Raw genomic sequence first — 13186 nt, 5'->3', positions numbered from 1 at the left:
GCATGGGACTCAGGTTCGGTCTGCTGGGCACCGGCTACTGGGCCGCGGAGACGCACGCCGCGGCGCTGGACGCCCATGCCGGCGCCACCCTGGCTGGGGTGTGGGGGCGCGACGCGGCCAAGGCGGCGGCCCTCGCCGAGCGCTACGGGACCCGGGCGTACGAGGACTTCGAGGCGCTGCTGGACGACGTGGACGCCGTGGCGATCGCGCTGCCGCCCCACATCCAGGGCGACCTGGCCCTGCGGGCCGCCCGGGCGGGGAAGCACCTGCTGCTGGACAAGCCGCTGGCGCTGTCGAGCCTGGCGGCGGACGCGGTGGTCGCCGAGGCCGAGGCGCGCGGGCTGGCGTCCGTGGTCTTCTTCACCAGCCGCTTCTCGGACAACGTGGTGGAGTTCGTGGAGTCGGCCGCGGCGGAGGGCGGCTGGCACGGCGTGCGGGCGACGCTGTTCGCCTCGATCTTCGAGCCCGGCAACCCCTACGGCGGCTCGCGCTGGCGTCGCCGGAAGGGCGGCCTGTGGGACGTGGGCCCGCACGTGCTGTCGCTGGTGCTGCCCGTGCTCGGCCCGGTCACGCAGGTGATGGCGATGGCCGGTCCGCGCGACACCGTGCACATGCTCACGCGGCACGAGAACGGCGCGGTCGGCTCGTTCGCGGTGACCGTGGACGCCGCGCCCGAGGCCAAGGCCTTCGAGGTCGTGCTGCACGGCGAGCGGGGCTGGGTGCCGGTGCCCGGCGGCGACCGGAGCCCGGTGCAGGCCTTCGGCACGGCGGTCGACCGGCTGCTGGCGCAGGTCGAGGGGGAGGTCGGCGACCCCTGCGACGTGCGCTTCGGCCGGGAGGTGGTGGCCGTGCTGGAGGCCGCCGAGGCCTCCGTGCGCCTGGGCCGGGCCGTGGGCGTGGACGAGGCCCTCGGTTAGCGGCACGGGACGGCGCCGCCCGGAGGCGGACCCCACGGGTCGGCCTCCGGTGCGGCGGCGGTGCCGTCTACGTCTTCACTGTCAGGCGGTGCGGCCCCTGGCTCCCCTGGAGTAGAAGCCGTCGGCGAGGTAGACGATCGCCGCGGCCACCAGCACCTGGATGATCAGCGTGATGATCCATCCGGCGCCGAAGAGCCCCGCGGCGATCCAACCGCCGATGAAGGCGGCCACGATGCCCAGGACCAGGGTCAGCCAGATCGGCAGGTGCTGTTTGCCGGGGACGATGAGGCGTCCCAGTGCGCCGACGATCAGGCCGACGATGATCGCACTGATGATTCCGGTGATCTCCATCTGTTCCTCCCGGATGTTGACGCCCTCACCCCCTGCCCGCTCGGTGACGGTGAGGAAACGCCGGACACACCCCCGGGACCAAGGTTTTGCGCGTTCCGTGCCCGGCCATGGCCTGGTCGGCTACCAGGTCGTGACCGCCTGGAGGGCCAGGGCTAGGAGGCCGCGCGTGATGGACTCGGGCATCGGCCGGTCCACGCGCAGGGCGGCGTAGAGGACGGTCATCGGCAGAGCCGGCAGGGCGGCGAGGGACAGGAGCGCCACGCCCTCGGCCAGCGGCGCGACGAGGTCCCCCGCGGCGATCACGCCGAGCGCGGGGTCGGCCGTGAGCGCGGTCAGGGCGGTGATCCCGAGGGCCGGGGACGCCACGACCAGCGCCGTCGTCCAGAGCGCCCGGTGGCCGCCGAGTCGGCGGGTCAGCGCGCGGCCGAGAACCCCTCCCGGGACGGGCTCCCTGTTCCGGCTGTCCTGGCGGTCGCGTCCACAACCCCGGCCTCTCTCCTCGGGGGCACCGGCTCTCCTCGGCCGCGGCTCCGGCCCCGCGGCGCGGGGGCGGGGGTGCCCGACAGCGGATGCGACGCGCGCGGCCCGGACGGTTCTGCCCTTCGCAGAACGCCCGCGGACGCACTCCCCCGCGGGACCGCCGCGGCGTAGGCTCGTCGGGTGAGACCGTCGCGCACGACAACCGTGGAGGCCCGATGACCGACGTCCTGAGTTCCCTGGACGAGGCCCGTGCGGGCAGGCGCGCCGAGGAGCCGCCGGAACCCCTCATGCGCGACCTCATCGGCGACCTGCTGCGGCGCGTCCGGACCGAACAGGGCCGCACGCTGCGCGATGTGGCCGAGGACGCTCAGGTCTCGCTGCCCTACCTGTCCGAGATCGAGCGCGGGCGCAAGGAGGCCTCCTCCGAGGTGCTCGCCGCCGTCTACCGCTCCCTGGGGCTGAGCCTGTCCGACGTGCTGGGCGAGCTGTACGAGCGCACCGTGCCAGCCCGGCTGACCCGGACCGGCACCGGTCTGGGCGACTACCGGCCCGCCGCCGCGCCCGCCCAACAGGCCCGGGTCCTGTCGCTGGCCGCCTGAGGGCGGCAAGGCGGAGCGTAGGAAGCACAGGCCCAAGAAGGTACCGTTCGGGCGCCCGCGGGGTTCTGGAGGTACCGGACGTGCGATCGCGAGGAACGAGCCATCGCACGAGAGGTACCGAAGGTTCCCGCTCTTCGGGCGCCCGAACACGGGACGAAGCGAAGCGGAGGCCCAAAGGGGTACCGTTCGGGCGCCCGCGGGGTTCTGGAGGTGGCGGAGGCGGGTTGGCGAGGAACGAGCCAACCCGCCGAAGACACCGAAGGTTCCCGCGCTTCGGGCGCCCGAACACGGGACGAAGCGAAGCGGAGGCCCGAGGAGGTACCACCCCCGACTCCGGACGGTTCCCTAGGCGGCGGCCCTCCCCGCCGCCGGGTGCGCCTGGCGGGTGGTGATGATCCCGTCCACCAGGCCGTACTCCTTCGCCTGCTGCGCGGTGAAGATCTTGTCCCGGTCGGTGTCGGCGCGCAGCCGCTCCTGCGTCTGCCCGGTGTGCCGGGCCAGGATCTCCTCCACCTGCGAGCGGACCCGCAGGATCTCCTCGGCCTGGATCTCCAGGTCGGCGGCCACGCCCTGGCCCTCCCCGGAGGGCTGGTGCAGCAGCACCCGCGCGTGTTCCAGGGCCGTGCGCTTGCCCGCCGTGCCCGCCGCCAGCAGCACCGCCGCGGCGGAGGCCGCCTGGCCCATGCACACCGTGGCCACGTCCGCGCGCACGAACCGCATGGTGTCGTAGATGGCGGTCAGCGCGGTGTTCGAGCCGCCCGGCGAGTTGATGTAGAGCTGGATGTCGGTCTCGCTCGACTCGTAGTCGAGGTGGAGCATCTGCGCCATCACCACGTTGGCGACGTCGTCGTCGATCGGCGTGCCCAGGAAGACGATCCGCTCCGACAGCAGTCGGCTGAACACGTCGAAGGACCTCTCGCCGTGGGGCGTGCGCTCCACCACCATCGGCACCGTGTAACGACCGCTCACCGGTCCTCCCCCTTCGCGTACGTGGCGAACCCGGGCGCCCCGGCGCCCAGCCGGAGACCGCCGCCGTCCATCTCCGCGACCGACGCGACCACGTGGTCGACGAACCCGTACTCCCTGGCCTCCTGGGCGGTGAACCAGGCGTCGCGGTGCTGGTCCCGGGAGATGGTCTCCTCGGTCTGGCCGGTGTGCTCGGCGATGAGCCGCACCATGGTCTGCTTGGTGTGCGCGAGGTTCTCGGCCTGGATGGCGATGTCGGCGGCCGTCCCGCCCAGGCCCCCGGAGGGCTGGTGCATCATGATCCGCGCGTGCGGCAGGCTGTAGCGCTTGCCCGGCGTGCCGACGCAGGCCAGGAACTGGCCCATGCTGGCCGCGAACCCCATGACCAGGGTGGACACGTCGTTGGGCACGAAGTTCATCACGTCGTAGATGGCCAGCCCGGCGGACACCGAGCCCCCGGGGCTGTTGACGGCCAGCGTGATGTCCCTGCGGGGGTCCTCGTCGGCGAGCAGCAGGATCTGCGCGCACACGCGGTTGGCGCTGGCCTCGTCCACCTGCGTGCCCAGCAGCACGACGCGGCTGTGCAGCAGGCGCGCGGCCAGCTGGTCGTCGAAGGCACCGCCGGAGGTCTCGACCGAGACGGCGGTATGGGTCGGCATGGCACTCTCCCTTCCCCGGCCCCCGTGGGCCGGTGATCCCAGCCTGCGGCGGCGGGGAGGGAGACTTCCACCGTTTCGGCCCGGGGCAGATCTGCCGACGGCAGAGGCCCCGCGGACAGGGGCTCCGGACCCGTACCGGGGGCCCCGCGGGCCCCGGGCGCCTCAGGTCTCGTCGAGGGTCTCGCGCAGGTCGCGCAGCAGGGTGAGCACCATCGGGCGCAGCGACGGCCTTATGGCGTCGAACACCTGGCGCTGCTTGCGCTCCATGTCCCTGCGGCGGATCGCGAGCACCCGCTCGCCCTCCTCGGTGAGGGTCACCACGGTGCTGCGCTCGTCGCGCTCGGAGCGGCGGCGCGCCATCATGCCCTTGCGCTCCAGCTGTTGGATCATGCGGGTGGCGGAGGGGGACGAGACACCGACGATGTGCGCGACGGCGCCGACGCTGGGGGTGTCCATGCCGCGCACCGCCTCCATCAGGAGCGCCTGCGTCAGAGTGAGATCTTCGGCACCCCGGTGGCCGTGGCCGCTGCGCGAGCGGGCGTGGAGCGCCGCGTTGATGAGTTCGGTCCAGGCGCGCTGGAACTCCTCAAGCTCGGAACCGTGCTGCTCGGCACGGGGTTCGTGGGTCTCGTCGGGCACGAAACGGTCCTCGCATGCTGGGCGGGCACCGCGGGTCCACAATCCGCGCGGTGGTTTGACGTTTGTGTAGTCTAGCTATTAAATAGCTAAAGCACGCAAGTTCACATACATCCATGCCCCCACAAACCGTAGCGACACCTCTCGTCCACTGACCGGTTGTGGACACGGTGCGGGGCAGTGGACGTCCGTCCGACACCAGGGCGGGCCCGGACAGGTCCGGGAGGGGCGCATTGACAACAGTGCTGATCGCGCATTTCATCGCAGCTGCGATCGCGCCGTTACTGGTGCGCCAGTGGGGCCGTAACGCCTTCCTCGCGCTCGCCGTCGTCCCGGGTGTGTCCACCCTCTGGGCCCTCTTCCAGATCCCCGCGATCATGCGGGGCGAGACCCTCGCCGTCTCCGTCCCCTGGGCGCCGGAGTTCTCCCTCCGGCTCGGCCTGTACATGGACGCCCTGGGCCTGGTCATGACGCTCATCGCCGCGGGCGTGGGCGCGCTGATCCTGGTCTACTGCGCCCGCTACTTCGACGACTCCGAGCCCGGTCTGGCGCGCTTCGCCGGGGTGTTCGTCGCCTTCGCCGGGGCCATGCTGGGCCTGGTGCTGGCCGACGACCTCATCCAGCTCTTCGTCTACTGGGAGCTGACCACGGTCTTCTCCTACCTGCTCATCGGGCACAGCACGGAGCTGAAGGAGAGCCGCCGGGCGGCGATGACGGCCCTGACCGTCACCACCTTCGGCGGGCTGGCGATGCTCGTGGGCATGATCATGCTCGGTGAGATCGCCGGGACCTACGTGATCTCCGAGATCGTCGCCTCGCCGCCGGGCGGCGCCCTGGTCAACGTCGCGCTCGTGCTCATCATGGTCGGCGCGATGTCCAAGTCGGCCCTGCTGCCGTTCAGCCTGTGGCTGCCCGCAGCCATGCGCGCCCCCACGCCGGTCTCCGGCTACCTGCACGCCGCGGCGATGGTCAAGGCGGGCGTCTACCTGGTGGCCCGCCTCACCCCCGCCTTCCACGACGTCGCCGTGTGGAAGTACACGGCCCTGTTCTTCGGCACGCTCACCATGGTCCTCGCGGGCTGGAAGGCGCTGCGCCAGTACGACCTCAAGCTCGTCCTGGCCTACGGCACCATCAGCCAGCTGGGCTTCCTCATCACCCTGCTGGGCGCCGGAACGCAGGCCGGCGCCCTGGCCGGGATCTCGATGCTCATCGCGCACTCGCTGTTCAAGGCGCCGCTGTTCCTGGTGGTCGGCGTCATCGACCACAGCACCGGCACCCGCGACCTGCGCGAGCTGTCCGGCCTGCGCTCCTCCATGCCCGTGACCTTCTGGACCTCGGTCGTGGCGCTGGCCTCCATGGCGGGCCTGCCGCCCACCCTCGGGTTCGCCGCCAAGGAACTGGCCTTCGGCGCCTTCGAGCACGGCGGAGCCGCCGACAGCGCCGTCCTGGCGGGCATCGTGATCGGCTCCACCTTCACCGTCGCCTACAGCCTGCGCTTCCTGTGGGGCGCCTTCTGGGACAAGGAGAACGTCCCGCCCACGCCGCTCCACGCCCCCGGCCCGCTCCTCCAGGCGCCCGCCGCGGTCCTGGCCGGGCTCGGCCTGCTCGGCGGCCTGCTCTCCACCCTCGTGGACCCCTTCCTGGCCGTGTACGCCGACACCGTCCCCGTCGCCGAGGGCGACTACGTCAAGCACCTGGCCCTGTGGCACGGCCTGGGACTGCCCCTGCTGCTGTCGGCGGTGTGCGTCGCGGGCGGCCTGGCGCTGTTCCGGTTCCGCCACGAGATCGTGTGGGCGGGAACGCGGACCGCGCTGCCCGACGCCGACCGGGTCTACCGCCGGATGCTGGCCGCGCTGGAGAACCTGGCCCTCCAGGTCACCGGCGGCACCCAGCGCGGTTCGCTGCCGGTCTACCTCGGCACGATCCTGGTCGCCCTGGTCATCGCCGCCGGATGGTGGATGGTCAGCGGCCGGATCTGGGAGGGCGACTACCCCGCGGTGCGCCTGTGGGACAACCCGGTCCAGATCATCCCGGTCGTGATCATCGGCGCGTCCGCCCTGCTGACGCTGTTCGTGCGCCGCCGCCTGTTCGCGGTGATCCTCGTGGGCACCGGCGGCTACGGCGTCGCCGCCCTGTTCTACCTGATGGGCGCCCCCGACATCGCGCTCACCCAGTTCCTCGTGGAGACCGTCAGCCTGGTGGTCTTCGTACTGGTGCTGCGCCGCTTCCCGGCCCGCTTCTCGGCGCCCGCGCTGCGCGGGCGCAGGGTGTGGAACCTGGCCCTGGGCGCCGCCACCGGAGTCCTGGTGGCCGCGATGACCTGGTTCGCCCTCGCGGGCCGCCAGGAGCCCTCCATCTCGGCGGGCTACCCGGCCGCGGCCGAGGAGGCCGGCGGCTACAACATCATCTCGGTCCTGCTGGTCGACGTCCGCGCCTGGGACACCATGGGCGAGATCTCGGTGCTCGCCGCCGCGGCCGCCGGTGTGGCCAGCCTGATGTTCGTGCGCCGCCGCGCCCAGCCGCGCAAGACGCCGGGCGGGGTGATGGCCCTGTCGGTCACCGAACCGCCGCCGCCCGCGGACGGCCAGCGCGGCCTCGACCTCGGCGGCCTGCGGTTCGCCCCGCGCAGGATGCACATCGAGCCCCGGTGGGCGCGCACCTGGCTGCCGGGCGCCGACGCCCTGCCCACCGAGCGCCGGTCGGTCATCTTCGAGGTGGTCTCGCGGTTCCTGTTCCCCGTGATCATGGTGATCTCGGTGTACCTGCTGCTCACCGGCCACACCGCCATCGGCGGCGGCTTCGCGGGCGGCATCGTCGCGGGCCTGGCGTTCATCGTCCGCTACCTGGCCGGAGGCCGCTTCGAGCTGTACGCCACCGCGTGGGTGCAGCCGGGCGCGCTGATCGGCGCGGGCCTGGCCGTGGCCACCGGCACCGCGCTGGGTGGTGCCATCTTCGGCACCGACGTCCTGGCGGGGGGCGACGCCTACATCGACTTCTGGATCCTGGGCGAGGCCCACGTCACGGTGTCCATGCTCTTCGACATCGGCGTGTACCTGCTGGTGATCGGGCTCATCCTGGACATCCTGCGCAGCCTCGGCGCCCGCATCGACGAGCAGATCGAGCGGGACGCCGCGCACTCGGAGACCGAGACCGGGACCGGGACCGGGACCGGGGGCACCGAACGCCCAGAGGAGGTCATCTCGTGAACGAGTCCCCCAGCCTGCTCCTGGTCGTCATCGTCGGCGTCCTCGTCGCGGTGGGCGTCGTGCTCCTGCTGGAGCGCAGCCTCACCCGCGTGCTGCTCGGCTTCATCGTCATGAGCAACGGGGTCAACCTGATGATCCTGTCCATGGCGGGCGAGCCCGGCGGGCCGCCGGTCCTGTGGTTCACCGAACCGGAGGAGATGACCGACCCGCTGCCGCAGGCGATGATCCTGACGGCGATCGTCATCACCCTCGGCATCACCGCGTTCCTGCTGGCCATGGCCTACCGGAACTGGCAGTTGGAGGGCAACGACGAGGTCCAGGACGACGCGGAGGACCTGCGCATCGTCCAGGGCGAGGGCCGCCGCGCGGTGCGCCAGCGCTTCCTCAAGGAGCGCCGCAGGCTCCAGGCCGACATCCGCCGCCAGCGGGCCGAACTCCAGGCGACCATCGCCACCGCCGACGCCCGGGAGCTGGCCGAACAGGCCCGCATCAAGGCCGAGATCGCGCGGGCGCAGGCCGAACTGGCCCGCTACGAGCTGGAGGCGGAGGAGAACGATCCGGACGAGCAGTCCCGCGAGACCATGCGCCGCCTGAGCGACCGCGCGGAGTCGATGACCGCGCAGGTCCAGGAGCTGCGCGGGCGCATCCGCCAGGGGCGCAGGCGCCTGCGCGAGCACAGGCGGGCCGACCGCGCCGCCGAGCGCGAGCTGTGGCGCGAGCTGCGCCGCCGCATCCGCTCGCAGCGCAGGCAGGCGCGCCAGACCATGCGGGCCGAACGCGAGCGCTTGGCCCGCGCCGAGGACAGCGACCTGCAAGGGAGCGAGTGACCATGGGGACGGACTACTTCGTCGGTCTGCTGCACTACTTCATCCCGCTGCCGGTGGTGCTCCCGCTGTTCGCGGCCGGGGTGAAGCTGGCGCTCGGCATCCGCTGGCCCCGGCTCCAGCAGGCGCTCAGCGTCATCTCGCTGGCCCTGGTGCTGGTCATCGGCCTCGTGCTGATGCTCGGCTCCCACGCCTACGGCCCGCAGGTCGTGCAGGTGGGCGGCTGGGAGGCGCCGATCGGCATCACCCTGGTCGCCGACCGGCTCTCCGCGCTGATGGTCACGGTGTCGGCGGCGATCACGCTGGCCGTGCTGGTGTACTCCATCGGCCAGGGCATGGCGGGCAAGGCCGAGGTGGCGCCGCTGTCGGTGTACCAGCCGACCTACCTGATCCTGGTGGCGGGCGTCTCCAACGCCTTCCTGGCCGGTGACCTGTTCAACCTGTACGTCGGGTTCGAGATCCTGCTGACCGCCAGCTACGTGCTGCTGACCCTGGGCGGCACGCAGTCCCGGATGCGGGCGGGCGCCATCTACGTCGTGGTGTCCCTGGTGTCGTCGGTGCTGTTCCTCATCGCCATCGCGCTGGTCTTCGGCGCGACCGGCACGGTGAACATGGCCCAGCTCGGCGAGCGGCTGCCCGAGCTGTCCTCGGACCTGCGGGCGGTCCTCCAGGTCGTGCTGCTGTTCGCCTTCGGCATCAAGGCGGCGGTCTTCCCGCTGGCAGCGTGGCTGCCCGACTCCTATCCGACCGCGCCCGCGCCGGTCACGGCGGTGTTCGCGGGCCTGCTCACCAAGGTGGGCGTGTACGCGATCATCCGCACCCAGACCCTGCTGTTCCCGGGCGAGCAGCTCAACGACCTGCTGATGGTCGTGGCCCTGGCGACGATGATCATGGGCATCCTGGGCGCGGTCGCGCAGACCGACATCAAGCGTCTGCTGTCGTTCACGCTGATCAGCCACATCGGGTACATGGTGTTCGGCGTGGCCCTGGGCAGTGAGCAGGGCATGGCGGGCGCGGTGTTCTACGTCGCGCACCACATCACGGTGCAGACCACGCTGTTCCTCATCACGGGTCTGATCGAGCGCCGGGGCGGCTCCACCTCGCTGGACCACCTGGGCGGGCTGGTGCGGATCGCGCCGATACTCGCGGTCCTGTTCTTCATCCCGGCGATGAACCTGGGCGGCATCCCGCCGCTGTCGGGCTTCCTCGGCAAGCTCGGCCTGATCCAGGCCGGGGTGGAGGCGGGCACGCCGCTGGCCTACGCCCTGGTGGGCGCGTCGGTGCTGACGAGCCTGCTGACCCTGTACGTCATCGCCCGGGTGTGGAACTACGCGTTCTGGCGCACGCCCTCCGAGGGCATGGTGGCCGAGCCCGGCACCGTGCTGGAGGACACCGAGGCCGACGACCCCTCCACCGCGGCCCTGGGCCCCGGCGAGGCGGTCGGCCCGTCCTCCCGCCTGGGCGACACCTCGACCGCGGCCACGCCGGTGGTCACGTCCGTCGTCCTGCCCAGGAGTATGGTCGGCGCCACGGTGGCGCTGGTGGTGTTCAGCATCGCCCTGACGGTGCTGGCCGGGCCGCTGATCGAGTACTCCTCGGACGCGGCGGTCGAGCTCCAGGCGCGCGGCCCCTACATCGAGGCGGTACTGGGAGGCGACCGGTGAACGGCCTGCAGGAGAAGAAGCGGATCGGCCTGACCGCGCTGCGCAGGCGCCTGGGCAAGGTGCAGATCCCGGTGGCGCTCGGCATGACGCTGGTGTGGATGCTGCTCTTCGACGCCTTCCAGCTCCGCCCGGAGTCGCTGGGCCTGCTGGTCCTGGGTTTCCTGGTGTCCGTGGTGATCATGCTGGTGTTCCCGCTGCCGCCGATCTCCCCGGGGTTCCGGTTCCGGCCGCTGTACCTGCTCCGGCTGCTGGTGTACATGCTCGCCCGGATGGTCTGGGCCAGCTTCCGGGTGACCGTGCAGACCTTCACGCCCGGACGCGTGCACAGCTCGGTGGTGGAGGTGCGGCTGCGCACCGACTCCGACCTGATGCAGGTGTGCGTGTCGATCGCCAGCTCGATCATCCCGGGTTCGGTGATCGTGGAGGTGGGCCAGCCCGACCGGACCCTGTACGTGCACGTGCTGGGCGCGGACGACGACGGCTCGATCGAGCAGGGGCGCGAGGACGTCCTGCACCTGGAGGAGCGGATCGTGATGGCACTGGGCACCCGTGAGGACATCGCCGCGCTGCGGGCCGGGGAGTCCGTGCCGGGCGGGGAGAGGGGGAGGCCGTGAACGTCCTGTGGATCGTCATCGGCGTCCTGCTCGGCCTGGCCGCGCTGCTGAGCGTGACCCGGATGCTCATCGGCCCGGGCATCCTGGACCGGGCCATCTCCGTAGACGTGCTGCTCGCCTCGGCGCTGGTCGGCGTGGGCGCCTACGCGGCCTTCACCCGCGACCCCACGGTGCTGCCGACGCTGCTGGTCCTGTCCCTGCTGGGCTTCGTCGGCTCGGTCAGCATCGCCAAGTTCGTCGCGCGGCGGGCGCACGAGGACCAGGAGCACATCGCCACGCCGACCGAGGCCCACCCGACCTCCGCGACGCCCACCGACGCTGTCCCCGGCTCGGAGCGGCCGGAGAAGGGGGAGACCTCGTGAGCGACCAGCTCATCACCGTCCTGGACTGGGTGGCGGTCCTGTGCATCCTGGCCGGGGCCGTGCTCTCCCTCGTGGCGGGCGTGGGCCTGCTGCGCTTCCCCGACCTGCTCTCGCGCATGCACACCGCCGCCAAGCCGCAGATCCTGGGGCTGCTGCTGGTGCTGGTGGGGATCGGCATCCGGCTGATCCCCGTGGAGACCAACATCTTCAGCGCCGGAACGCTGCTGCTGGTGGCGCTGTTCCAGATCGTGACCGTCCCGGTGGCGGGCCACATCGCCGCCCGCGTGGGCTACCGGACCGGGCGCATCGACGAGGAGCTCATCGCCCGTGACGAGCTGGCCGAGCGCTTGGAGGCCAGGCGCGGGAACGGCGACGGCGGCCCGGACGGCGCCTCCCGGTAGACGGCGGGCGGGAGTCCGCGCGAGGGCCCCGGGAGCGGGTTAAGCCGCTCCCGGGGCCCTCGCCGCGTCCGGGCCGGGTCCGGGCGGAGCCGGTCCCCGTCCGCCTCACCCGCCCCCGGGGCCGCCGCGCAGCCGGGTGTTCTCCTCCTCCAGTTCCAGGATCCGGCCGATCCCCGCGAGGTTCACCCCCTGGGCGGCCAGCTCGGCCACCCGCCGCAGGCGGGTGATGTCGTCGTCGCTGTACAGCCGCGTGCCGCCCCCGGTGCGCGCCGGGGCGACCAGGCCCCGCTCCTCGTAGGCGCGCATGCTCCGCGGCGCGACGCCCGACAGCTCCGCGGCCACGGAGATCGTGTACAGGCCCCGGACGGGATCCGGCCGCGGTTCCCTCATCAGCGCGTCCTTCCCTTCGGGAGCGTCATCTTACCCACGGCTTGAGAAATTCTTTGTCCGGCATAGTTGTTTAGCTCTCTAGACTGAGGTATAAAACTTGCGTCAGATCGCATCAGGTTTTCTAGCAGGGCCAAGGGAGGTTTCCATGATGCTGATGCGTACCGACCCCTTCCGGGACGTCGACCGCCTGACACAGCGGATCCTGGGCGAGGCGTCCCGACCGGCCGCGATGCCGATCGACGCCTACCGCGACGGCGATGTCTTCGTCGTCTGCTTCGATCTGCCCGGCGTGCGCGCCGACTCCATCGACCTGGAGGTGGAGCGCAACGTGCTCACGGTGACCGCTGAGCGCCCCGACACCGTGCGCGACCGCGAGTCGGTGGTGGTCGCCGAGCGGCCCACCGGCACCTTCTCGCGGCAGCTGTTCCTCGGCGAGACGCTGGAGACCGACGCCATCCGGGCCGACTACGCCGACGGCGTCCTGACCCTGCGCATCCCGGTCGCCGAGCAGGCCAAGCCGCGCAAGATCAGCGTCGGCACGGGCGAGGGCCGGCCCCGCAGCATCCGGGCCTGAGCCCGGCGGCCCGGCTCAGGCCGGGCCGCCACTCCCGAGCAGTGTCCGTGCCCCTCCCCTCAGGAAGCAGTGATCCGATGCCTTCAACACTCCGCAGGACCCGCGCGGTGGCCGAGCACATCCAGCGCCACGACCACCGGGAGACGACCCATTTCGCGTGCGTCCGCTTCTTCCGCGCCCTCCGGGCCTACGAGACCGCGTGGGGAAGCGCCCCCGACCGCCTCCGCCGGGCGCTGGAGGACCTCCGGAGCGCCACCGCGGAGCTGACCGGCGACCCGGACGCCTTCCGCCGGGCGTGCCGGGACCCCCGCCACGGGGGCCTGCCGCACAGCCTCGACGAACCGCTGGCCGAGCAACTGCGGGCCTCCCTGGAGGCTCCCGTGCCCGCCGGAGCGGGCTGAGGCGGCGCTCTCAGAGGACCTGCACGCGGGACTCGCCGAAATCTACATCGGCCAGAGTAGACATCCGCCTGAAGCGCTGATACATTTCCTGTCGTAGCCACAGAGATCCACGAGGTGGACCACCGGATACGCCGGTGGGGAG

Annotated in this window: 16 protein-coding genes; 10 read left to right on the top strand and 6 right to left on the bottom strand. The window is 72.0% G+C overall.

Translation table 11 applies throughout. The annotated features are described in order from the left end of the window. The first annotated feature begins 2 nt into the window (after window positions 1-2). Window positions 3-917 (top strand): Gfo/Idh/MocA family protein, encoded by a 915-nt coding sequence (locus PV789_RS02400; protein ID WP_274975968.1) that lies wholly within the window; start codon window positions 3-5, stop codon window positions 915-917. A gap of 81 nt (window positions 918-998) precedes the next feature. Here PV789_RS02400 and PV789_RS02395 read toward each other — a convergent pair whose 3' ends face one another. Next, window positions 999-1268: a GlsB/YeaQ/YmgE family stress response membrane protein gene (locus PV789_RS02395; protein WP_274975967.1), complete on the bottom strand. Its 270-nt coding sequence runs from the start codon at window positions 1266-1268 to the stop codon at window positions 999-1001. Between the two features lie 120 nt (window positions 1269-1388). Then, complete coding sequence (locus PV789_RS02390) at window positions 1389-1634, bottom strand: hypothetical protein (protein WP_274975966.1); 246 nt, start codon at window positions 1632-1634, stop codon at window positions 1389-1391. 329 nt (window positions 1635-1963) lie between these two features. On the opposite strand from PV789_RS02390, the gene PV789_RS02385 reads away from it, so the two are divergent. After that, a complete protein-coding gene (locus PV789_RS02385) occupies window positions 1964-2347 on the top strand; it encodes a helix-turn-helix domain-containing protein (RefSeq protein ID WP_274975965.1) in 384 nt (127 codons plus the stop codon). A gap of 345 nt (window positions 2348-2692) precedes the next feature. Here the strand turns inward: PV789_RS02385 and PV789_RS02380 are convergent, their stop codons facing one another. From PV789_RS02380 to PV789_RS02370, 3 genes are all read right to left on the bottom strand, one after another. Further along, window positions 2693-3316, bottom strand: a complete 624-nt coding sequence (locus tag PV789_RS02380; RefSeq protein ID WP_212641761.1) for an ATP-dependent Clp protease proteolytic subunit — start codon at window positions 3314-3316, stop codon at window positions 2693-2695. Next, window positions 3313-3972 (bottom strand): ClpP family protease, encoded by a 660-nt coding sequence (locus tag PV789_RS02375; protein ID WP_274975964.1) that lies wholly within the window; start codon window positions 3970-3972, stop codon window positions 3313-3315. The genes PV789_RS02380 and PV789_RS02375 overlap by 4 nt, the downstream gene beginning before the upstream one ends. A gap of 162 nt (window positions 3973-4134) precedes the next feature. After that, window positions 4135-4611 (bottom strand): MarR family winged helix-turn-helix transcriptional regulator, encoded by a 477-nt coding sequence (locus PV789_RS02370; RefSeq protein ID WP_274975963.1) that lies wholly within the window; start codon window positions 4609-4611, stop codon window positions 4135-4137. A 239-nt stretch (window positions 4612-4850) separates the two neighbouring features. Between PV789_RS02370 and PV789_RS02365 the strand changes: the two genes are divergently transcribed. Genes PV789_RS02365 through mnhG form a run of 6 tightly spaced genes read left to right on the top strand, consistent with a single transcriptional unit; the run spans window position 4851 to window position 11679 of the window. Next, window positions 4851-7814, top strand: a complete 2964-nt coding sequence (locus PV789_RS02365) for a Na+/H+ antiporter subunit A (RefSeq protein ID WP_274978025.1) — start codon at window positions 4851-4853, stop codon at window positions 7812-7814. After that, window positions 7811-8641 carry a Na(+)/H(+) antiporter subunit C gene (locus PV789_RS02360; RefSeq protein ID WP_013155883.1) on the top strand — a complete coding sequence of 277 codons (831 nt, stop codon included), beginning with the start codon at window positions 7811-7813 and terminating at the stop codon, window positions 8639-8641. The genes PV789_RS02365 and PV789_RS02360 overlap by 4 nt, the downstream gene beginning before the upstream one ends. A gap of 2 nt (window positions 8642-8643) precedes the next feature. Further along, window positions 8644-10302: a Na+/H+ antiporter subunit D gene (locus PV789_RS02355; protein WP_274978024.1), complete on the top strand. Its 1659-nt coding sequence runs from the start codon at window positions 8644-8646 to the stop codon at window positions 10300-10302. Continuing rightward, window positions 10299-10916: a Na+/H+ antiporter subunit E gene (locus tag PV789_RS02350; protein ID WP_274975962.1), complete on the top strand. Its 618-nt coding sequence runs from the start codon at window positions 10299-10301 to the stop codon at window positions 10914-10916. The genes PV789_RS02355 and PV789_RS02350 overlap by 4 nt, the downstream gene beginning before the upstream one ends. Next, on the top strand, window positions 10913-11278 hold the full coding sequence (locus tag PV789_RS02345; RefSeq protein ID WP_274975961.1) for a monovalent cation/H+ antiporter complex subunit F: 366 nt from the start codon (window positions 10913-10915) through the stop codon (window positions 11276-11278). Before PV789_RS02350 ends, PV789_RS02345 begins: the two co-directional genes overlap by 4 nt. Beyond that, window positions 11275-11679 (top strand): monovalent cation/H(+) antiporter subunit G, encoded by a 405-nt coding sequence (gene mnhG, locus PV789_RS02340; RefSeq protein ID WP_274975960.1) that lies wholly within the window; start codon window positions 11275-11277, stop codon window positions 11677-11679. The genes PV789_RS02345 and mnhG overlap by 4 nt, the downstream gene beginning before the upstream one ends. Window positions 11680-11784: 105 nt before the next feature. Here the strand turns inward: mnhG and PV789_RS02335 are convergent, their stop codons facing one another. Beyond that, window positions 11785-12069, bottom strand: coding sequence for a MerR family transcriptional regulator (locus PV789_RS02335; RefSeq protein WP_274975959.1), 285 nt, complete (start codon window positions 12067-12069; stop codon window positions 11785-11787). A gap of 145 nt (window positions 12070-12214) precedes the next feature. Here PV789_RS02335 and PV789_RS02330 point away from each other — a divergent pair, with 145 nt between their 5' ends. Beyond that, the gene (locus PV789_RS02330) at window positions 12215-12643 is read left to right on the top strand and encodes an Hsp20/alpha crystallin family protein (RefSeq protein WP_274975958.1); all 429 of its coding nucleotides are present in this window, start codon (window positions 12215-12217) and stop codon (window positions 12641-12643) included. A 77-nt stretch (window positions 12644-12720) separates the two neighbouring features. Next, complete coding sequence (locus PV789_RS02325; protein ID WP_212641768.1) at window positions 12721-13044, top strand: hypothetical protein; 324 nt, start codon at window positions 12721-12723, stop codon at window positions 13042-13044. The last annotated feature ends 142 nt before the right edge of the window (window positions 13045-13186 follow it).

The organism is Nocardiopsis camelliae (genome assembly GCF_028993595.1).
GTDB classification, from domain to species: domain Bacteria; phylum Actinomycetota; class Actinomycetes; order Streptosporangiales; family Streptosporangiaceae; genus Nocardiopsis; species Nocardiopsis dassonvillei.
The sequence above is the reverse complement of the archived record's forward strand: the minus strand, read 5'-3'. Positions and strand labels throughout refer to the sequence as shown.

Coding starts and splice junctions, on each gene's coding strand:
- PV789_RS02400 (WP_274975968.1), top strand. CDS start 3: ATGGGACTCAGGTTCGGTCTGCTGGGCACCGGCTACTGGGCCGCGGAG.
- PV789_RS02395 (WP_274975967.1), bottom strand. CDS start 1,268: ATGGAGATCACCGGAATCATCAGTGCGATCATCGTCGGCCTGATCGTC.
- PV789_RS02385 (WP_274975965.1), top strand. CDS start 1,964: ATGACCGACGTCCTGAGTTCCCTGGACGAGGCCCGTGCGGGCAGGCGC.
- PV789_RS02375 (WP_274975964.1), bottom strand. CDS start 3,972: ATGCCGACCCATACCGCCGTCTCGGTCGAGACCTCCGGCGGTGCCTTC.
- PV789_RS02355 (WP_274978024.1), top strand. CDS start 8,644: ATGGGGACGGACTACTTCGTCGGTCTGCTGCACTACTTCATCCCGCTG.
- PV789_RS02335 (WP_274975959.1), bottom strand. CDS start 12,069: ATGAGGGAACCGCGGCCGGATCCCGTCCGGGGCCTGTACACGATCTCC.
- PV789_RS02330 (WP_274975958.1), top strand. CDS start 12,215: ATGATGCTGATGCGTACCGACCCCTTCCGGGACGTCGACCGCCTGACA.
- PV789_RS02325 (WP_212641768.1), top strand. CDS start 12,721: ATGCCTTCAACACTCCGCAGGACCCGCGCGGTGGCCGAGCACATCCAG.